Annotated in this window: 17 protein-coding genes; 16 read left to right on the top strand and 1 reads right to left on the bottom strand. The window is 71.7% G+C overall.

The window, feature by feature from the left end:
* Positions 1-4: 4 nt before the first annotated feature.
* Complete coding sequence (locus tag AB0D46_RS21770; protein ID WP_362879688.1) at positions 5-553, bottom strand: carbonic anhydrase; 549 nt, start codon at positions 551-553, stop codon at positions 5-7.
* Between the two features lie 311 nt (positions 554-864).
* Between AB0D46_RS21770 and rsmH the strand changes: the two genes are divergently transcribed.
* The 16 genes from rsmH (at position 865) to AB0D46_RS21690 (ending at position 19,085) form a co-directional block, all read left to right on the top strand.
* Entirely contained in the window at positions 865-1,824 is a 960-nt protein-coding gene (rsmH, locus tag AB0D46_RS21765) for a 16S rRNA (cytosine(1402)-N(4))-methyltransferase RsmH (RefSeq protein WP_362879686.1), read from the top strand.
* 137 nt (positions 1,825-1,961) lie between these two features.
* A complete protein-coding gene (locus AB0D46_RS21760; RefSeq protein ID WP_362879775.1) occupies positions 1,962-2,513 on the top strand; it encodes a hypothetical protein in 552 nt (183 codons plus the stop codon).
* A 144-nt stretch (positions 2,514-2,657) separates the two neighbouring features.
* Positions 2,658-4,679 carry a penicillin-binding protein 2 gene (locus tag AB0D46_RS21755; RefSeq protein ID WP_362879685.1) on the top strand — a complete coding sequence of 674 codons (2,022 nt, stop codon included), beginning with the start codon at positions 2,658-2,660 and terminating at the stop codon, positions 4,677-4,679.
* Positions 4,680-4,716: 37 nt separating this feature from the next.
* The gene (locus AB0D46_RS21750; RefSeq protein ID WP_362879683.1) at positions 4,717-6,411 is read left to right on the top strand and encodes a UDP-N-acetylmuramoyl-L-alanyl-D-glutamate--2,6-diaminopimelate ligase; all 1,695 of its coding nucleotides are present in this window, start codon (positions 4,717-4,719) and stop codon (positions 6,409-6,411) included.
* Positions 6,408-7,832, top strand: a complete 1,425-nt coding sequence (gene murF, locus AB0D46_RS21745; protein ID WP_362879681.1) for a UDP-N-acetylmuramoyl-tripeptide--D-alanyl-D-alanine ligase — start codon at positions 6,408-6,410, stop codon at positions 7,830-7,832. Before AB0D46_RS21750 ends, murF begins: the two co-directional genes overlap by 4 nt.
* The gene (gene mraY / locus AB0D46_RS21740) at positions 7,829-8,899 is read left to right on the top strand and encodes a phospho-N-acetylmuramoyl-pentapeptide-transferase (protein WP_362879680.1); all 1,071 of its coding nucleotides are present in this window, start codon (positions 7,829-7,831) and stop codon (positions 8,897-8,899) included. The genes murF and mraY overlap by 4 nt, the downstream gene beginning before the upstream one ends.
* Positions 8,881-10,308, top strand: coding sequence for a UDP-N-acetylmuramoyl-L-alanine--D-glutamate ligase (gene murD / locus AB0D46_RS21735; protein ID WP_362879678.1), 1,428 nt, complete (start codon positions 8,881-8,883; stop codon positions 10,306-10,308). Before mraY ends, murD begins: the two co-directional genes overlap by 19 nt.
* A 69-nt stretch (positions 10,309-10,377) precedes the next feature.
* Positions 10,378-11,739: a putative lipid II flippase FtsW gene (gene ftsW / locus AB0D46_RS21730; RefSeq protein ID WP_362879677.1), complete on the top strand. Its 1,362-nt coding sequence runs from the start codon at positions 10,378-10,380 to the stop codon at positions 11,737-11,739.
* A gap of 6 nt (positions 11,740-11,745) precedes the next feature.
* Positions 11,746-12,840 (top strand): undecaprenyldiphospho-muramoylpentapeptide beta-N-acetylglucosaminyltransferase, encoded by a 1,095-nt coding sequence (gene murG / locus AB0D46_RS21725; RefSeq protein ID WP_281206005.1) that lies wholly within the window; start codon positions 11,746-11,748, stop codon positions 12,838-12,840.
* Between the two features lie 32 nt (positions 12,841-12,872).
* Entirely contained in the window at positions 12,873-13,700 is an 828-nt protein-coding gene (locus AB0D46_RS21720; RefSeq protein WP_362879675.1) for an FtsQ-type POTRA domain-containing protein, read from the top strand.
* A 279-nt stretch (positions 13,701-13,979) separates the two neighbouring features.
* A complete protein-coding gene (gene ftsZ / locus AB0D46_RS21715) occupies positions 13,980-15,182 on the top strand; it encodes a cell division protein FtsZ (RefSeq protein WP_362879674.1) in 1,203 nt (400 codons plus the stop codon).
* Positions 15,179-15,928, top strand: coding sequence for a peptidoglycan editing factor PgeF (gene pgeF / locus AB0D46_RS21710; RefSeq protein WP_362879672.1), 750 nt, complete (start codon positions 15,179-15,181; stop codon positions 15,926-15,928). The genes ftsZ and pgeF overlap by 4 nt, the downstream gene beginning before the upstream one ends.
* Positions 15,915-16,634 (top strand): YggS family pyridoxal phosphate-dependent enzyme, encoded by a 720-nt coding sequence (locus tag AB0D46_RS21705; protein ID WP_362879671.1) that lies wholly within the window; start codon positions 15,915-15,917, stop codon positions 16,632-16,634. The genes pgeF and AB0D46_RS21705 overlap by 14 nt, the downstream gene beginning before the upstream one ends.
* Positions 16,635-16,804: 170 nt before the next feature.
* Positions 16,805-17,422 (top strand): cell division protein SepF, encoded by a 618-nt coding sequence (gene sepF / locus AB0D46_RS21700; protein WP_281206000.1) that lies wholly within the window; start codon positions 16,805-16,807, stop codon positions 17,420-17,422.
* Positions 17,423-17,482: 60 nt separating this feature from the next.
* Positions 17,483-17,779, top strand: coding sequence for a YggT family protein (locus AB0D46_RS21695; RefSeq protein ID WP_030155988.1), 297 nt, complete (start codon positions 17,483-17,485; stop codon positions 17,777-17,779).
* Positions 17,780-17,855: 76 nt separating this feature from the next.
* On the top strand, positions 17,856-19,085 hold the full coding sequence (locus tag AB0D46_RS21690) for a DivIVA domain-containing protein (protein ID WP_362879670.1): 1,230 nt from the start codon (positions 17,856-17,858) through the stop codon (positions 19,083-19,085).
* Positions 19,086-19,788 lie beyond the last annotated feature (703 nt).

Raw genomic sequence — 19,788 nt, 5'->3', positions numbered from 1 at the left:
TCACTCAAGAGGCGGGATCGATCTCCCGCAGCAGCCCGGTGTGCACGTCGAAGACGAAGCCTCGCACATCGTCGCGGTGGAGCATGAAGGGGTTCGTGCGGACCCGCTGCATGGACTGGCGGACGTCCTGGTCGACGTCCCGGAAGGCCTCGACGGCCCAGGCGGGGCGCTGGCCGACCTCGTCCTCCAGCTCGTGCCGGAAGTCCTCGGTCAGGCTTTCGAGACCGCAGCCGGTGTGGTGGATGAGTATCACCGCGCGGGTGCCCAGCGCCCGCTGGCTGATGGTGAGGGAGCGGATGGTGTCGTCGGTGACCACCCCGCCCGCGTTCCGGATGGTGTGGCAGTCACCGAGTTCCAGACCCAGGGCGGCGTGCAGGTCGAGGCGGGCGTCCATACAGGCCACGACGGCCACCTGGAGGACCGGGCGGGCGTCCATGCCCGGGTCGGTGAACGCCGAGGCGTACTTCCGGTTCGCCTCGACGAGGCGATCGGTGACGGAGGCGCCGGATGCCTGGGGCGCGGGGGTGGCTGGCAGGGATGCGGAAGTCGTCATGGTGAAGACGTTAGTGGTCACAGGCCGGTGAGGCATGGAGTGAGGGTGGACAAAGAAGGTCAACGAGCCTTGTTGTGAGCTAACCCACAGGGGTGGGGCGGAGGCCGCCATTCAGGTGATTCGCGGCTTTTGCGGATTCACCGTGAGAGGGGCGCACCGGGCGCGGGGCGGTTCGTTGACCGTGGCGACCGTTGCACTAAAGTGACGCGAACCGGCCGGAGCCCGGCCCTCAGCGGCCGCCCGGCCCCCTGGTAAAACTCCGCGTGCGCGGCGCGGCGTACGCCTGCCGCGCCGTTATCTGAGAGGGCGCTTTGACTAGCGAGTCCCGACATGTCCCGGTGATGCTCCAGCGGTGCCTGGACCTGTTGGCCCCGGCGCTGGAGAGGCCGGGGGCCGTCGTCGTCGACTGCACCCTCGGCCTCGGCGGCCACAGCGAGGCCCTGCTGACCCGGTTCCCCGAGGCCCACCTGATCGGCCTCGACCGCGACAAGGAAGCCCTGCGGCTCTCCGGCGAGCGCCTCGCGCCGTTCGGCGACCGCGTCACCCTCGTCCACGCGATCTACGCGGACCTGGCCGAGGTGCTGGACGGCCTGCGGATCCCCACCGTCCAGGGCATCCTCTTCGACCTGGGCGTCTCCTCCATGCAGCTCGACGAGGCCGACCGCGGGTTCGCCTACGCGCAGGACGCCCCGCTCGACATGCGCATGGACCAGAGCACAGGCATCAGCGCCGCCGAGGTCCTCAACACCTACGCCCCCGGCGAGCTGGTCCGGATCCTGCGCCAGTACGGCGAGGAGAAGCAGGCCAAGCGGATCGTGTCGGCGGTCGTCCGCGAACGGGACAAGAACCCCTTCACCAACAGCGCCCGGCTCGTCGAGCTGATCCGCGACTCCCTCCCGCAGGCGGCCAAGCGCACCGGCGGCAACCCCGCCAAGCGGACCTTCCAGGCCCTGCGCATCGAGGTCAACGGCGAGCTCTCCGGTCTGGAGCGGGCCATCCCGGCGGCGGTGGACCGGATCGCGGTGGGCGGCCGGATCGCGGTGCTCTCGTACCACTCCCTGGAGGACCGGCTCGTCAAGCAGGTCTTCGCGGCGGGCGCGGCCTCCACCGCGCCGCCCGGGCTGCCGGTGGTGCCGGAGAAGTACCAACCGAAGCTGAAGCTGCTGACGCGCGGCGCCGAACTGCCGACCGAGGAGGAGATCGCCGAGAACCGGCGGGCCGCCCCGGCCCGGTGCCGCGGCGTCGAGCGCATCCGCGAGGCGCGGCTGTGACCCCGGCGGGCCGCTCCGGTGGCGGCAGGGCCGGCAAGGTGGCCACCCTGACCCGCGGGCAGGCGGCCCGCATCGGCCGGGCGCTCGGCGGCGGCCCGGCCGCACGGCCCGGCGGGACGCCGGGGCAGGCGCCCCGGATGCCGTTCGTCCTGCTCGTCGTGGCCCTCCTCGGCGGCGGCCTGATCAGCCTGCTGCTGCTGAACTCCGCACTGAACGAGGGCTCCTTCCAGCTGAGCAAGCTGAAGAAGGAGACCACCGCGCTGACCGACGAGGAACAGGCCCTCCAGCGCGACGTCGACGGCTACTCGGCCCCCGACGCCCTCCAGCGCCGGGCCCACGAACTGGGCCTGGTACCCGGCGGCAGCCCGGTCTTCATCGGCGCGGACGGCAAGGTCGCCGGCGCCGTCTCGACGGCCGAGGCCCCGCCGCCGCCCTCCCCGCCGCCCACCGCCCAGCCCGCCCCGGGCCAGAGCGCGACCCCCGCCGGGGCGCCGTCCGGGGCCCCCGCGCCCGCGCCCGTGCCCGCGCCCGCGGGCCGGGCCCCGGCGGCCTCCGGCGCCCCGGGCTCCCCGAACCCGGCGGCCCCCGACCCGGCCGCCCAGGACCCCGCCGCGCAGGGCCCCTCGTCCGGCCCGGGCGGCACGCCCCAGCCCCCGCAGCAGCAGCCCTCCCCGACCCCAGGCAGGTGACGTGGTGACCCCGCTGACAGGCGGTTCCGCCGTACCCGGGCGCGGCCCCGCGGGGCCCCGCCCGGCCCCGCCCCTCGCCCGCGAGCAGGGTCCCGCCCGGACCCCCGGGCACGCCGGCGGCACCCGTACCGCGGAGGTGGGCGCGTGAGCCCCAAGGAGCCGCCCCGGCGGCGGGTGCCCGGCCCCGCACGGCCGCGCCCCGGCGACCGGGCCCGCGCGAACGCCCGTCCGGCCTCGCGCCCCGCGACCCGGCGACCCGCCGCCGCTGCGCGCGCGCCGCACCTGATCCGGCTGGGCAGCCCCCGACCCCGGCTGCGGCTGGTCGGCGTGGGGCTGACCCTGGTGATGCTGGCCTTCGTCGTCCGGCTCCTCCAGGTGCAGGCCGTCGACGCCTCCTCGTACTCGGCGAAGGCCTCCGAGAACCGCTTCGCGAGCCACACCCTGGCCGCCGAACGCGGCGAGATCACCGACCGCAAGGGCGTCGCCCTGGCGACCAGCGTGGACGCGTACGACATCACCGCGGACCCGAAGATGTTCACCCCGCAGGAGAGCAAGGCGCCCGACGCCCCCGAGCAGGCCGCCGCGCTCCTCGCGCCCATCCTCGGCAAGGACGCCAAGGAACTCACCGCGCGCCTGAAGACCAAGAACACCCGCTACGTCGTCCTGGCCCGCCGGCAGACCCCCCAGGTCTGGAACCAGATCAAGGACCTCAAGCGGCTGTTCGCCGACAAGGCCGCCGCGGACAAGAAGAGCAACGGCCCCGGCGCCAACGTCATCGCCGGCGTCTTCAACGAGAACAGCAGCAAGCGCGTGTACCCGAACGGCGCCCTCGCCGCCGGGATACTGGGCTACGTCAACGCCGAGGGCAAGGGCGGCGGGGGCCTGGAGTCCTCCCTCGACAAGAAGTTGGCCGGCAAGGACGGCGAGCTCACCTACGCCCAGTCCGGGGGCCGTCGCGTGCCCACCGCGGGATCCAGCGAGAAGCCCGCCGTACCCGGCGACGACATCGAGCTGACCATCGACCGCGACATCCAGTGGGCCGCGCAGAGCGCCATCACCGAGCAGGTCGAGAAGTCCGCCGCCGACCGCGGCTACGTCATCGTCCAGGACACCCGCACCGGCGAGGTGTTGGCCATGGCCAATTCCCCCGGCTTCGACCCCAACGACCTGACCCGGGCCAGCTCCGCCGCCATGGGCAACGCGGCCCTCCAGGACGTGTACGAGCCCGGATCCACGGCCAAGGTCATCTCGATGGCGGCGGTCCTGGAGGAGAAGAAGGCCACCCCCGCGACGCACGTCGAGGTCCCCAACCGACTGCACCGCGGCGACCGCCTGTTCAAGGACGACATCGACCACCCCACCTGGTACCTCACCCTCAACGGGGTCCTCGCCAAGTCCTCCAACATCGGCACCATCCTGGCCACCGGCCAACTCGGCGCCACCCAGCCCGAGGCCAACAAGGTCCTGCACTCCTACCTGACCAAGTTCGGCATCGGAGCGCCCACCGGCCTGGGCTACCCCGGCGAATCGCGCGGCATCCTCGCCGAACCCGGAGCCTGGTCCACCTCCCAGCAGTACACGATCCCGTTCGGCCAGGGCCTGTCCGTGAACGCGATGCAGGCGGCCTCCGTCTACTCGACCGTCGCCAACGACGGCGTCCGGATCACCCCCACCCTGGTCCGCGGCACCAGGGGCCCCGACGGCCGCTTCACCCCGGCGCCGGCGCCCGAACGCACCCAGGTGGTCAGCAAGGAGACCGCCAAGACCCTCGCCGAGATGCTCGAATCCGTGGTCGACGACCAGGAGGGCACCGGCACCAAGGCGCGCATCCCCGGCTACCGGGTCGGCGGCAAGACGGGCACCTCCAACCGGGTGGACCCGGCCACCGGCCGCTACAAGGGCTACACCGCCTCCTTCGCCGGGTTCGCCCCCGCCGACAACCCGCGGATCACCGTCTACTGCGCCATCCAGAACCCCACGAAGGGCAGTTACTTCGGCGGCCAGATCTGCGGCCCGATCTACAAGACGGTCATGGAGTTCGCCCTCAAGACCCTCCAGGTCGCCCCTTCCGGCACGGCACCCGCCGGACTCCCGGTGACCTTCGAGGGAGGCCCGCCGCCCGCCGCCCCGAACACGACGCAGCCCAGCCCGCAGCCCGGTCAGTGACCCGGCCGACCAGCCAGAAAAGCGTGAGGCACCATCAGTGACAACGATCACCCCGAATGCCGGGAACCAGTCGCCCGAGGACGCCCCGGCCGGGGGCTCGCTTCGCGGGCGGGCCGCAGCGCCCGGTACGCTCACCGCCGTGCCCCACGCTGATCAGCCCAGAAACGCCCAGAAAGACGCCCCGGCAGCGCCGCCGGGAGCGCCCCGGCCCGTGTCCACCGGCCCCACCCCACTGGGTGAGCTGGCCACGCTGCTGGGACTGCCCGATCCGGGCGCCGCGCAGATCACCGGCATCACGCACGACTCCCGTGCGGTACGCCCCGGAGACCTGTACGCGGCCCTGCCCGGCGCCCGCCTGCACGGCGCGGACTTCTCCGCCCAGGCGGCCGCCCTCGGCGCCGCGGCCGTCCTGACCGACCCCGCGGGCGCCGAACGCGCCGCCGCGACGGGCCTGCCGGTCCTGAGCGTGGACGATCCGCGCGGCCGGATGGGCGAGCTCGCCGCCACGATCTACGGACGCCCCGGCGAAGGCCTGCTGCGCCTCGGCATCACCGGTACCTCCGGCAAGACCACCACCGCGTACCTCGTCGAAGGCGGGCTCCGCGCGGCGGGACTCGCCACCGGGCTCATCGGCACCGTCGAGATGCGCGTCGGCGACGAACGCATCAAGTCCGAGCGCACCACCCCCGAGGCCACCGACCTCCAGGCCCTGTTCGCCGTCATGCGCGAACGCGGCGTCGAGGCCGTGGCGATGGAGGTCTCCAGCCACGCGCTGGTGCTCGGCCGGGTCGACGGCTGCGTCTTCGACGTCGCCGTCTTCAACAACCTGAGCCCGGAACACATGGAGTTCCACTCCGACATGGAGGACTACTTCCAGGCGAAGGCCCAGCTCTTCACCGAGCGCCGGGCCCGCCTCGGGGTGGTCAACGTCGACGACGAGTACGGTCGCCGCCTCGCCAAGGAGGCGCCGATCCCGGTCGTCACCTTCTCCGCGACGGGCGACCCCGCCGCCGACTGGCGCGCCGAGGACGTGGTCAGCGGCCACATGGACTCCACCCTGACCCTGGTCGGCCCCGCCGGGCAGCGGGTACGGGCCACCGCGCCGCTGCCGGGCCCCTTCAACGTCGCGAACACCGTCGCCGCGATCGTCACCCTCGCCGCGGCCGGCCTCGACCCGCAGACCGCCGCCGACGGCGTCGCCGCGGTCCCCGGGGTACCGGGCCGACTGGAGCGGGTCGACGCGGGCCAGGAGTACCTGGCCGTCGTCGACTACGCCCACAAGACCGACGCCGTCGAGTCCGTCCTGCGGGCCCTGCGCGAGGTCACCACCGGCCGGTTGCACATCGTGCTCGGCTGCGGCGGCGACCGCGACACCACCAAGCGGGCCCCCATGGGCGCCGCGGCCGCCCGGTACGCCGACGTGGCCGTCCTGACCTCCGACAACCCGCGCTCCGAGGACCCCCTCGCGATCCTCGCCGCCATGTTCGCCGGCGCGGTGTCCGTGCCGCCCGAGGAGCGCGGCGCCGTCCTCGTCGACGCCGACCGGGCGGCGGCCATCGCCGCGGCCGTGGCGCGCGCCGAGCCCGGCGACACCGTCCTCGTCGCGGGCAAGGGCCACGAACAGGGCCAGGACACCGCGGGCGTCGTACGGCCCTTCGACGACCGCGCCGTGCTCCGCGCGGCCATCGAGAACCAGCAGCGCAGCGCCCGACAGGCCGAGGTGAACCAGTGATCGACCTTTCCCTCGCCGAGATCGCCGACATCACCGGCGGGCGGCCCCACGACATACCGGACCCCTCGGTGCGGATCGGCGGCCCCGTCGTCATCGACTCCCGTCAGGTCGAGCCCGGCAGCCTCTTCGCCGCCTTCGCGGGCGAGCAAGTCGACGGCCACGACTACGCCGAGCGCGCGGTCGCGGCCGGCGCCGCGGCCGTCCTCTCGGCCCGGCCCGTCGGTGTTCCGGCGATCGTCGTCGACGACGTGGAGAAGGCGCTCGGAGCCCTCGCCCGCGCCGTCGTCGGCCGCCTCGGCACCGATGTGGTGGCCCTGACCGGTTCGGCCGGCAAGACCTCCACCAAGGACCTCATCGCCCAGGTGCTCCAGCACCACGCGCCCACGGTGTGGACACCGGGCTCCCTCAACAACGAGATCGGCCTTCCGCTCACGGCGTTGAAGGCCACCGCCGAAACCCGCCACCTGGTCCTGGAGATGGGCGCGCGCGGCATCGGCCACATCGCGTACCTCACCGGTCTGACCCCGCCGCGCATCGGCCTCGTCCTGAACGTCGGCACCGCCCACATCGGCGAGTTCGGCGGCCGCGAGGCCATCGCACAGGCCAAGGGGGAACTGGTCGAGGCCCTGCCGGCCGCCGAGGACGGCGGAGTTGCCGTGCTGAACGCCGACGACCCCCTGGTCCGGGCCATGGAGAGCCGCACGAAGGCCCGTACGGTGTTCTTCGGCGAGGCCGAGAGCGCCGACGTACGGGCCACCGAGGTCCGGATGACGCCGGGGGGACAGGCCTCGTTCACACTCCACACCCCGACCGGGTGCAGCGATGTGACCTTGCGGCTGTACGGTGAGCACCACGTGTCGAACGCGCTCGCCGCGGCCGCCGTCGCCCATGTACTGGGCATGTCCGTCGAGGAGATCGCCACCGCGCTCTCCGGAGCGGGCACGTTGTCCCGGTGGCGGATGGAGGTCACCGAGCGTGCGGACGGCGTGACGATCGTCAACGACGCCTACAACGCGAACCCCGAATCCATGCGGGCCGCCCTGCGCGCACTCGCCGCGATGGGCGGCGGCGCCAGGGCCAACGGGGGACGTACGTGGGCAGTGCTCGGCCCCATGGCCGAGCTCGGTGACGCGGCGTTGGCCGAGCACGACGCGGTGGGACGGCTTGCCGTCCGGCTCAACGTGAGCAAGCTCGTAGCAGTCGGGGGCAGGGAAGCGTCCTGGCTGCAACTGGGCGCATATAACGAGGGTTCGTGGGGTGAGGAGTCGGTGCTCGTGTCCGACGCGCAGGCGGCGGTCGACCTGTTGCGCAGTGAATTGCGCCCGGGGGACGTCGTGCTGGTGAAGGCTTCCAGGTCGGTCGGCCTGGAGCGGGTCGCGCTGGCGTTGCTGGAGCGCGAGGGCGAGGTCGCCGGCCGATGAGGCAGATCCTTTTCGCCGGAGTCATCGGCCTTTTCCTCACCCTCGTGGGAACCCCGCTGCTGATCAAGCTGCTGGCCCGCAAGGGCTACGGCCAGTTCATCCGCGACGACGGCCCGCGCGGGCACGCCGGGAAGAAGGGCACGCCCACCATGGGCGGCATCTCCTTCATCCTGGCGACGCTCGTCGCGTACGCCCTGACCAAGGTGATCACCGGAAGCGAGCCGACCTTCTCCGGTCTGCTCGTCCTGTTCCTGATGGCGGGAATGGGCGTGGTCGGTTACCTCGACGACTACATCAAGATCGTCAAGCGGCGCTCGCTCGGCCTGCGGGCCAAGGCGAAGATGTCCGGACAGCTGATCGTCGGCATCGCCTTCGCGGTGCTCGCGCTCCAGTTCAAGGACTCCCGCGGACTCGCCCCGGCCTCCACCAAGCTGTCGTTCGTCACGGACTTCGGCTGGTCGATCGGCCCGGTGCTGTTCGTGGTCTGGGCGCTGTTCATGATCCTGGCCATGTCCAACGGCGTGAACCTCACCGACGGGCTGGACGGCCTGGCCACCGGCGCCGCGGTGATGGTCTTCGGCGCCTACACCTTCATCGGTGTCTGGCAGTTCCAGGAGTCCTGCGCCAACGCGCAGACCCTGACCAACCCGAACGCCTGCTTCGAGGTCCGTGACCCGCTCGACCTGGCCGTCGTGGCGTCCGCCCTGATGGGTGCCTGCTTCGGCTTCCTGTGGTGGAACACCTCGCCCGCCAAGATCTTCATGGGCGACACCGGTTCCCTCGCGCTGGGCGGCGCGCTCGCGGGTCTGGCCATCTGCTCCCGCACGGAGTTCCTGATGGCCCTCCTCGGCGGCCTCTTCGTGCTCATCACGATGTCGGTCGTCATCCAGGTCGGCTCCTTCAAGATGACCGGCAAGCGGGTCTTCCGGATGGCGCCGCTCCAGCACCACTTCGAACTCAAGGGCTGGTCCGAAGTCCTCGTCGTGGTCCGGTTCTGGATCATCCAGGGCATGTGCGTGATCGTGGGTCTCGGTCTCTTCTACGCGGGATGGGCAGCCGACAAGTGACCTCCTGGCACGGCAAGAACATCACCGTCGCCGGCCTCGGCGTGAGCGGCATCAGTGCCGCCCGCGCCCTGGCCGGCCTCGGCGCTTCGGTGACCGTCGTCGACGGCGGCGACAGCGAGGGCCACCGGGCCCGGGCGGCGGAGTTGGAGGCCGCGGGCATCTCCGTACGCCTCGGCGACGCCGAACGGCTGCCCGGCGGCACCGACCTGGTCGTCACCTCGCCCGGCTGGAAGCCCGACAGCCCGCTGTTCGCGGCCGCCGCCGAAGCCGGCGTCGACGTCGTCGGTGACGTGGAGATCGCCTGGCAGCTGCGCGGCGAGAACGCCGCGCCCTGGCTCGCGATCACCGGGACCAACGGCAAGACGACCACCACCCAGATGCTCGCGTCGATCCTGCGCGCCGCCGGTCTGCGGACCGCGGCCGTCGGCAACATCGGCACCCCGATCATCGACGTGGTGACCGGCGAGGAGACGTACGACGTCCTCGCCGTCGAACTCTCCAGCTACCAGCTGCACTGGGCGCCCTCCGTGCGCGCCCACTCCGCGGCCGTGCTCAACCTGGCCCCCGACCACCTCGACTGGCACGGTTCCATGGAGGCGTACGCCGCCGACAAGGGCCGCGTCTACGAGGGCAACACCGTCGCCTGCGTCTACAACGTCGCCGACAAGGCCACCGAGGACCTCGTCGTGGAGGCCGACGTCGAAGAGGGCTGCCGGGCCATCGGCTTCACCCTCGGCGCCCCCGGCCCCTCCATGCTCGGCGTCGTCGACGGCATCCTCGTCGACCGCGCCTTCGTCGAGAACCGGCAGAAGAACGCCCAGGAACTCGCGCAGGTCGAGGACGTCAACCCGCCCGCCCCGCACAACATCGCCAACGCCCTCGCGGCCGCAGCCCTGGCCCGCGCCTTCGGCGTCGAACCCCGCGCCGTGCGCGACGGGCTGCGCGACTTCCGCCCCGACGCCCACCGCGTCGCGCACGTCGCCGAGGTCGCCGAGGTGACGTACATCGACGACTCCAAGGCCACCAACACCCACGCGGCGGAAGCCTCGCTGGCCGCCTTCGAACCCGTCGTGTGGATCGCCGGTGGCCTCGCCAAGGGCGCCACTTTTGACGAACTCGTCCAGAAGTCGGCCCCGCGGCTGCGCGCCGTGGTGCTGATCGGAGCCGACCGGGCGCTCATCGCCGACGCGCTGGCGCGACACGCCCCCGAGGTCCCGGTCACCGACCTCGACCGGACCGACACTGGGGCGATGCTCGCGGCGGTCCGGGAAGCCGCCCGGCTCGCCCGACCCGGCGACACGGTCCTGCTGGCGCCGGCCTGCGCCTCCATGGACATGTTCGCGAACTACAACAAGCGTGGGGACGCGTTCGCCGACGCGGTGCGCGAACTGGCCGCCGAGAGCGCCTAGGTCGATCCAGGGCAGGTTCCCTCCCCGACCCGGCTGCTCGCCTCGCACGAGTGGAGGGGAAGATCACAGATGCCGGCCAAGCAGATGCTGCCGGGCAGGCGGCCGAGCGCCGTGAAGGCGAAGGGCCGGGCCCGCCCGGCGTCCGGCGCCGGGCGGCCCGCGGGACGCGGGCCGCTCGCCCGTGTCCGGCGTACGCAACAGCAGTTGCGCAAGGCCTGGGACCGCCCCCTCACCGCGTACTACCTGATCCTCGGCAGTTCGCTGCTCATCACCGTGCTCGGCCTGGTGATGGTCTACTCCGCCTCGATGATCAAGGCGCTCCAGTTGGGTCTGGGCGACGCGTACTTCTTCAAGAAGCAGTTCCTGGCCGCCCTCATCGGCGCCGTCCTGATGTTCGCCGCCTCCCGGATGCCGGTACGGCTGCACCGGGCGCTGTCCTACCCGGTACTCGCCGGAACCCTGTTCCTGATGGTCCTGGTCCAGGTCCCGGGGATAGGGGTGTCGATCAACGGCAACCAGAACTGGATCTCCCTGGGCGGTCCGTTCATGCTCCAGCCCAGTGAGTTCGGCAAGCTCGCGCTGATCCTGTGGGGCGCCGACCTGCTCGCCCGCAAGGGCGACAAGGCACTGCTGAGCCAGTGGAAGCACCTGCTGGTGCCGCTGGTCCCGGTGGCCTTCCTGCTGCTCGGCCTGATCATGCTCGGCGGCGACATGGGCACCGCCATGATCCTCGGCGCCATCCTGTTCGGCCTGCTCTGGCTCGCCGGAGCGCCCACCCGGATGTTCGTCGGCGTGCTCGCGTTCGCGGGTGTGATCGTCGCACTGCTCATCAAGACCAGCCCGCACCGCATGGACCGGCTCTCCTGCCTCGGCGCGACAGAACCGGGCAAGAACGACCTTTGCTGGCAGGCCGTCCACGGCATCTACGCCCTCGCGTCCGGCGGATGGTTCGGATCCGGCCTGGGTGCCAGCGTGGAGAAATGGGGTCAACTACCCGAAGCCCACACGGACTTCATCTTCGCCATCACGGGCGAGGAACTGGGTCTGGCGGGGACGCTGTCGGTGCTCGCCCTCTTCGCGGCCCTAGGCTATGCGGGTATCCGCGTGGCCGGACGCACGGAGGACTCCTTCGTACGGTATGCCGCGGGAGGCGTGACCACCTGGATCACGGCGCAGGCCGTGATCAACATCGGTGCGGTGCTCGGTCTGCTGCCGATCGCCGGGGTCCCGCTCCCGCTGTTCTCCTACGGAGGTTCCGCCCTGCTGCCGACCATGTTCGCGGTCGGACTGCTCATCGCGTTCGCGCGGGAGGAACCGGCGGCGCGTGCGGCACTCGCGATGCGGCAGCCGAGGTCCGGGCGCCAGCGGAGCGAGCCGATATGGAAGTCGATGAGACGGCGCGTCACGAGGCGTCCGTCCGGAGAGCGGTGAATTTCGGTGCATGTCGTACTCGCCGGTGGGGGGACCGCCGGCCACATCGAGCCGGCGCTGGCCCTCGCGGACGCCCTGCGCAGGCAGGATCCGACCGTGGGCATCACCGCCCTCGGCACGGAGCGCGGACTCGAAACCCGCCTGGTCCCGGAGCGCGGCTACGAGCTGGGTCTCATCCCCGCCGTACCGCTGCCCCGCAAGCCCACGCCCGAGCTGATCACCGTCCCCGGACGGCTGCGCGGCACCATCAAGGCGGCCGAGGAGATCCTCGTGCGCACCAAGGCCGACTGCGTCGTCGGCTTCGGCGGCTACGTGGCCCTGCCCGGCTACCTGGCCGCCAAGCGGCTCGGGGTGCCGATCATCGTCCACGAGGCCAACGCCCGGCCCGGACTGGCCAACAAGATCGGCTCCCGGTACGCCCACGCCGTCGCCGTGTCCACCCCGGACAGCAAGCTGCGCGGCGCCCGCTACGTGGGCATCCCGCTGCGCCGGTCGATCTCCACCCTGGACCGGTCGGCCGTCCGCCCCGAGGCGCGCGCCGCCTTCGGGCTGGACCCCAACCTGCCGACCCTGCTGGTCTCCGGCGGCTCACAGGGCGCCCGCAGGCTCAACGAGACCATCCAGCAGATCGCCCCCACCCTCCAGCGCTCCGGGATCCAGATCCTGCACGCGGTCGGACCGAAGAACGAACTGCCGCGTGTCGACAACATGCCCGGGATGCCGCCGTATGTGCCGGTACCGTACGTGGACCGGATGGACCTCGCGTACGCCGCCGCCGACATGATGCTGTGCCGCGCGGGCGCGATGACCGTCGCCGAACTCTCCGCCGTCGGACTGCCGGCCGCATACGTACCGTTGCCCATCGGCAACGGCGAACAGCGGCTCAACGCCCAGCCGGTGGTCAAGGCCGGTGGCGGTCTCCTGGTGGACGACGCGGAGCTGACACCCGAGTGGGTGCTCGGCCAGGTACTGCCGGTGCTGTCCGATCCGCACCGCCTCTACGAGATGTCCCGCGCCGCCGCCGAGTTCGGCCGCCGGGACGCCGACGACCTGCTCGTCGGTCTGGTCCACGAGGCGATCGCCGCACGCAGAGCCCGCTGAGCGGGGGACGCACAGACCCAGGAGGCACAGGAGTGGCCGGAGCGACGACCGCGCAGCGTGGGGCCGCCCGCAAGGGCAGGGGCCCCGGTTCGCCCAAGCCCCCGAAGCCGCCCAAGTCCTCGAAGAGGACCGGCTCCCGGGGCCCCGGTGGCGGACGTTCGCGCCGGGTCCCCGTCCTCGTCTCCCTCGCCGCCGCCGTGCTCCTCGCCGGCGGCGGCACCTGGGTGCTCTACGGATCCTCCTGGCTCCGCGTCGAGAAGGTCACGGCCTCCGGCACCGAGGTGCTCACCCCCGAGCAGGTCCTCACCGCCGCCGCCGTGCCCGTCGGCGCACCCATGGTGGGCGTCGACACCGACGAGATCGCGCAGCGCCTGCGCACCAAGTTGCCCCGCATCGATTCGGTCGATGTGGCGCGCTCCTGGCCGCACGGAATCGGGCTGAAAGTGACGGAACGCAAACCCGTCCTGCTCATCAAGAAGGACGCGGAGTTCGTCGAAGTGGACGCATCGGGTGTGCGATTCGACACGGTCGCGAAACCTCCCGCGGGTGTTCCGGTCCTCGAATGGGACGCGGCGCGCTCCCCGAGCGCCCGCCGCTTCGACGAGCAACGGCTGCTGAGCGAGGCGGTGGGCATCGCGGGAAGCCTCCCGAAGGCCGTCGCGGCGCAGACGGTGCAGGTCAAGGTGCGGTCGTACGATTCGGTCGTACTGGAGCTCACCGAGGGGCGAACGGTCGTGTGGGGGAGCGGCGAACTGGGTGAGGCGAAGGGCCGGGCGTTGACCGCCTTGCTCAAAGCCGCGCCCAAGGCTGTCCACTTCGACGTGAGCGTTCCCACCGCCCCGGCGGTGTCCGGGAGTTGACGTCGAGTCGAACAGCGACGCACCCTGGTTGGCCACCGATACGGGTGATCACATAGGGTGAAAAGAAAAACGGGAGGTTCGGCGTGTTCGTTGAACACGCGCTACTTGTCGACTTAGTGTCCTGTTCGGAAGAGTCCAAGGAACAGACACACCCCTAACCCTAAACTTCAGGGTGAGGGTTCGGGTCGGCGCGTACGGACCGTCCCAATTTCGGCATCAGTCGTCGCAACGCAGGCCCGCGAGGCGGCGACACGTAACTCGAGGCGAGAGGCCTTCGACGTGGCAGCACCGCAGAACTACCTCGCAGTCATCAAGGTCATCGGTGTCGGCGGCGGTGGTGTCAATGCCATCAACCGAATGATCGAGGTCGGTCTCAAGGGCGTCGAGTTCATCGCCATCAACACGGACGCCCAGGCGCTGTTGATGAGCGACGCCGACGTCAAGCTCGACGTCGGCCGCGAACTCACCCGGGGCCTCGGCGCCGGAGCCAACCCGGCCGTCGGTCGCAAGGCGGCAGAGGACCACCGCGAGGAGATCGAGGAGGTCCTCAAGGGGGCCGACATGGTCTTCGTCACCGCCGGTGAGGGCGGCGGCACCGGCACCGGCGGCGCACCCGTCGTCGCCAACATCGCGCGCTCGCTGGGCGCCCTGACGATCGGTGTGGTCACCCGACCCTTCACCTTCGAGGGCCGGCGTCGCGCGAACCAGGCGGAGGACGGCATCGCCGAGCTCCGCGAAGAGGTCGACACCCTCATCGTCATTCCCAACGACCGCCTGCTGTCCATCTCGGACCGCCAGGTCAGCGTCCTCGACGCCTTCAAGTCGGCCGACCAGGTCCTCCTGTCGGGCGTCCAGGGCATCACCGATCTCATCACCACCCCGGGTCTGATCAACCTCGACTTCGCGGACGTCAAGTCCGTGATGTCCGAGGCGGGCTCGGCGCTGATGGGCATCGGCTCGGCCCGCGGCGACGACCGCGCGGTGGCCGCCGCCGAAATGGCGATCTCCTCGCCGCTGCTGGAGGCGTCCATCGACGGCGCCCGCGGCGTGCTGCTCTCCATCTCCGGTGGCTCGGACCTCGGTCTCTTCGAGATCAACGAGGCCGCGCAGCTGGTCAGCGAGGCCGCGCACCCCGAGGCGAACATCATCTTCGGCGCCGTCATCGACGACGCGCTCGGCGACGAGGTGCGCGTCACCGTGATCGCCGCCGGCTTCGACGGCGGACAGCCCCCGGCCCGCCGGGACAACGTCATCGGTGCCGCGTCCACCAAGCGCGAGGAGCCGGCGCCCGCGCCGGTCCGCGCCCCCGAGCCGGTCCGCCCGGCCTTCGGCGGGCTCGGTACGGTCACCCCGCGTGAGGAGCCCCCGGCTCCGGTGGAGATCCCGGCCGAGACCGCGCCGCCCGCGCCGCAGGTCCCGACGGCCCGGCCGTACCAGGACAGCCCGGCCGAGGAACTGGACGTCCCGGACTTCTTGAAGTGACCTTGGGGCAGCACAGCGAGAACGGCGCCCACTTCGCCTTCACCGACCGGTGGGGCGGAGTGAGCGCCGTTCCGTACGAGGAGCTCAATCTCGGCGGCGCGGTCGGAGACGACCCGGCCGCCGTTCGTGCGAACCGGGACGGCGCGGCGCGCACCCTGGGCATCGACCCGGACCTGGTGGTCTGGATGAACCAGGTGCACGGGCGGGACGTGGCCGTGGTCGACGGACCGTGGGGCGCCGGGCAACCGGTTCCCGCCGTCGACGCGGTGGTGACGGCGCGTCGCGGCCTGGCCCTGGCCGTGCTCACCGCCGACTGCACCCCGGTCCTGCTCGCCGACCCCGTCGCGGGAATCGCGGGCGCCGCCCACGCCGGGCGGCCGGGACTGGTCGCGGGGGTGGTCCCCGCCGCCGTGGAGGCGATGGTCGCCCTCGGCGCCGACCCCGCGCGCATGGTCGCCCGTACGGGACCGGCCGTCTGCGGGCGTTGCTACGAAGTACCGGCCGAGATGCGGGAGGCCGTCGCCGAGGTGGCGCCGGCCGCGTGGGCCGAGACCAGCTGGGGGACGCCGGCCCTGGACGTGGTCGCCGGAGTGCACGCGCAACTGGTCGGGGCGGGGGTGGCTTCCGTTCACCGCTCCCCGGTCTGCACACTGGAGTCGCGGGACCACTTCTCGTACCGCCGCGACCGGGTGACCGGGCGGCTCGCCGGATATGTGTGGTTGGAACGGATTGATGACAGACCGTAAGTCTGAACTCGCGCAGAACCTCGCGCGGGTGGAGGAGCGCATCGCGTCCGCCTGCGCGGCCGCGGGCCGCGCGCGGGAGGAGGTGACCCTCATCGTGGTCACCAAGACCTACCCCGCGAGCGACGTACGACTGCTGGCGGACCTGGGTATCCGTCATGTTGCGGAAAACCGCGACCAGGACGCCGCCCCCAAAGCCGCGGCCTGCGCGGATCTGCCGCTCGACTGGCACTTCGTCGGCCAGTTGCAGACGAACAAAGTCCGTTCGGTGGCGGGATACGCGCACGTGGTGCAGTCGGTCGACCGGCCCAAGCTCGTCACGGCACTGTCGACGGCGGCCGATGCCGCCGGTCGCGAACTCGGCGTCCTGGTACAGATCGCCCTCGACGCCGAGTCGGGCGAACGGGGCGCCCGGGGCGGCGCGGCCCCGGACCTGCTGCCGGAGTTGGCGGACCTCGTGGCGCGGGCGCCCGGACTGCGGATCGACGGTGTCATGACCGTCGCCCCCCTGTCCGGCACGTACGCGGGACGCGAACGGGCCGCCTTCGAGAGGCTGGTGGAATTGTCATCCCGCCTGCGCGAAGACCATCCGACTGCCACGATGGTGTCGGCCGGAATGAGCGCGGACCTGGAACAGGCGGTGCAGGCGGGTGCGACACATGTACGCGTCGGCACTGCGGTGCTCGGCGCGAGACCCCGGCTCGGGTAACGTCGCGAAGAAAGTCGGACCACAGCAGAAAATATGGTCATTTCCGCAGATGAGCGGACAGACCACGTGGATCGCGGGCAGTTGGTGACTTTGGTGACACAGCGACCTTGCTGACTGACACAGCGACACCTGCGACAGGGCGATCCACCACAGAGCGGAGGACTCGGAGAATGGCCGGCGCGATGCGCAAGATGGCGGTCTACCTCGGCCTCGTGGAGGACGACCGGTACGACAACCCGGGGTACGACCCCGATGACGAGTTCGAACCCGAGCCGGAGCCGGAGCGTCCGCGTGACCGCGACCATCGGCAGCAGCCCGTGCACCAACCGCCCGTAAGGGACGAACCGGTACGAGCCGTACAGCCTCCGGCACAGCGGGAACCCCTCCCGATGCCGGTAGAAAGCGGACGTCCGGCGCGAATTGCCCCCGTGGCATCCATCACACCTGACCGCACCAACCTGGAGAAGAACGCACCCGTGATCATGCCCAAGGTCGTCTCCGAGCGGGAGCCGTACCGCATCACGACGCTGCACCCCCGGACCTACAACGAGGCCCGTACCATCGGGGAACACTTCCGTGAGGGCACTCCGGTGATCATGAATCTCACGGAGATGGACGACACGGACGCGAAGCGTCTGGTCGACTTCGCCGCCGGCCTCGTGTTCGGTCTGCACGGCAGCATTGAACGCGTGACACAGAAGGTGTTCCTGCTGTCGCCTGCTAACGTCGATGTCACGGCGGAGGACAAGGCCCGCATTGCGGAGGGCGGGTTCTTCAACCAAAGCTAGACCGATCCGTCAGATACGGGACCGGGAACAGAGCGGAAGCAGGGGAGAGGGAAGCGCGGGATGGGCGTCGCACTGCAAGTGGTCTACATCGCGCTGATGTGCTTCCTCATCGTGCTGATCTTCCGACTGGTCATGGACTACGTGTTCCAGTTCGCACGTTCATGGACACCCGGCAAGGCGATGGTGGTCGTCCTGGAGGCCACCTACACTGTCACCGATCCACCGCTCAAGCTTCTTCGGCGTTTCATCCCGCCGTTGCGTCTCGGGGGCGTGGCACTCGACCTGTCCTTCTTCGTTCTGATGATCATCGTTTACATCCTCATCAGTTTCGTGAGCACCGCTGCGAGAAGCGTGTGAACGATGTGCTCCCCACACGCGCGGGGATGCTCCAGGTCTTGCCGACTGCCGACGACTACGTAGAGGTGAAGAAGACATGCCGCTGACTCCCGAGGACGTGCGGAACAAGCAGTTCACGACCGTCCGCCTGCGAGAAGGCTATGACGAGGACGAGGTCGACGCCTTCCTCGACGAGGTCGAGTCCGAACTGACGCGCCTGCTGCGCGAGAACGAGGACCTGCGCGCCAAGCTGGCCGCCGCCACGCGCGCCGCCGCGCAGAACCAGCAGAACCAGCAGAACCAGCAGCAGCAGGGGATGCGCAAGCCGGAACCCCAGGACCAGCGCGGCCCCGGCGCCCCCGTGCCCGCGGCCATATCCGGCCCGCCGCAGCAGCAGCAGCCGCAGATGGGCCCGCCGCAGCTTCCCCCGGGCCCCGGTGGACACGGACCGCAGGGTCCGGGCCAGATGGGCAACCCCATGCAGCAGCAGCAGTCCATGGGTGGCCAGCACCCCATGGCGCCGCAGCAGCAGATGGGCCAGCAGTCGATGCAGCAGCAGATGGGCCAGCAGCCCATGCAGCAGCAGTCCATGGGCGGCCAGAACCAGCTCGGCCAGCCGATGGGCCAGCAGATGCAGCCGATGGGGCAGCAGATGCAGCCCATGGGGCAGCAGATGCACCAGCAGCAGCCGCAGCTTCCGCAGCAGGGCCCCGGTGGCGACAGCGCCGCCCGCGTCCTGTCGCTCGCGCAGCAGACCGCCGACCAGGCGATCGCGGAGGCCCGTTCCGAGGCCAACAAGATCGTCGGCGAGGCCCGTTCGCGCGCCGAGGGTCTGGAGCGGGACGCCCGTGCCAAGGCGGACGCGCTGGAGCGGGACGCGCAGGAGAAGCACCGCGTCGCGATGGGCTCCCTGGAGTCCGCCCGCGCCACGCTGGAGCGCAAGGTCGAGGACCTGCGGGGCTTCGAGCGTGAGTACCGTACGCGCCTGAAGTCGTACCTGGAGTCGCAGCTGCGCCAGCTGGAGACCCAGGCCGACGACTCCCTGGCTCCGCCGCGCGGGCCCGCCGGTCCGGCGCTGCCGCCGTCGCAGTCCCCGTCCATGGCTCCGGCCGGGGCGATGGGGCACTCGATGGGGAACCCGTCCATGGGTGGTCCGTCCCCGATGGGTGGCCCCTCGCCGATGGGTGCCGGACCGTCCTACGGTGGCCAGCAGCAGATGTCCCCGGCGATGACGCAGCCGATGGCTCCGGTGCGGCCTGCTGCTCCGCAGCCGATGCAGGCGCCGTCTCCCATGCGGGGCTTCCTGATCGACGAGGACGACAACTAGGCGTTGTCGGAGCCGTCTTCGCTTCGGCGGGGTCGGTGGTTCCACGGGCCGGGCCCGGTTCCCCTGCGGGGGTGCCGGGCCCGGCCCGTTCCCGTACCCGGGGGTGGGTGGCGCCGCGGGTGCCGCTGCGCGGGGCGTGTCCCCGCCCCGCCCTTCCTCCGTTCCCCGGGCTGCGCCCGGACCCGTCGTGCGGCGCCGTTGCCGGGGGGCGCTGCCCCCGGACCCCGCGCCTCAAGCGCCGGCGGGGCTGGGTGGGGTGGGCTGCGCGCGGGCCCCGTGTGTGTGCGGCGCTGTTGGCGGGGGCGCTGCCCCCGGACCCCCGCGCCTCAAGCGCCGGTGGGGCTGGGTGGGGGTGGGCTGCGCCCGGACCCGTCGTGCGGCGCCGTTGCCGGGGGGCGCTGCCCCCGGGGCTCCGCGGCTCCAGTGCCGGTGGGGCTGGGTGGGGGTGGGCTGCGCGCGGGCCCTGTGTGCGTGCGGTGCTGTTGGCGGGGGCGCTGCCCCCGGGGCTCCGCGGCTCCAGCGCCGGTGGGGCTGGGTGGGGGTGGGCTGCGCGCGGGCCCCGTGTGTGTGCGGTGCTGTTGGCGGGGGCGTTGCCTCCGGGGCTCCGCGGCTCCAGCGCCGGTGGGGCTGGGTGGGGGTGGGACGGGGGCAGGCGTTGGGAATGGGGGCGGGCCGGCCCCCCCGGGGGGGGGGGGGGCGGGGC

It is taken from the genome of Streptomyces sp. NPDC048383, from assembly GCF_040651775.1.
Classification (GTDB): domain Bacteria; phylum Actinomycetota; class Actinomycetes; order Streptomycetales; family Streptomycetaceae; genus Streptomyces.
The sequence above is the reverse complement of the archived record's forward strand: the minus strand, read 5'-3'. Positions and strand labels throughout refer to the sequence as shown.

What these genes read in the sequence shown, in the direction of transcription:
- AB0D46_RS21770 (WP_362879688.1), bottom strand. Translation starts at nt 553, where the DNA reads ATGACGACTTCCGCATCCCTGCCAGCCACCCCCGCGCCCCAGGCATCC.
- AB0D46_RS21760 (WP_362879775.1), top strand. Translation starts at nt 1,962, where the DNA reads ATGCCGTTCGTCCTGCTCGTCGTGGCCCTCCTCGGCGGCGGCCTGATC.
- mraY (WP_362879680.1), top strand. Translation starts at nt 7,829, where the DNA reads ATGAGGCAGATCCTTTTCGCCGGAGTCATCGGCCTTTTCCTCACCCTC.
- murD (WP_362879678.1), top strand. Translation starts at nt 8,881, where the DNA reads ATGGGCAGCCGACAAGTGACCTCCTGGCACGGCAAGAACATCACCGTC.
- ftsW (WP_362879677.1), top strand. Translation starts at nt 10,378, where the DNA reads ATGCCGGCCAAGCAGATGCTGCCGGGCAGGCGGCCGAGCGCCGTGAAG.
- AB0D46_RS21705 (WP_362879671.1), top strand. Translation starts at nt 15,915, where the DNA reads ATGACAGACCGTAAGTCTGAACTCGCGCAGAACCTCGCGCGGGTGGAG.
- sepF (WP_281206000.1), top strand. Translation starts at nt 16,805, where the DNA reads ATGGCCGGCGCGATGCGCAAGATGGCGGTCTACCTCGGCCTCGTGGAG.
- AB0D46_RS21695 (WP_030155988.1), top strand. Translation starts at nt 17,483, where the DNA reads ATGGGCGTCGCACTGCAAGTGGTCTACATCGCGCTGATGTGCTTCCTC.
- AB0D46_RS21690 (WP_362879670.1), top strand. Translation starts at nt 17,856, where the DNA reads ATGCCGCTGACTCCCGAGGACGTGCGGAACAAGCAGTTCACGACCGTC.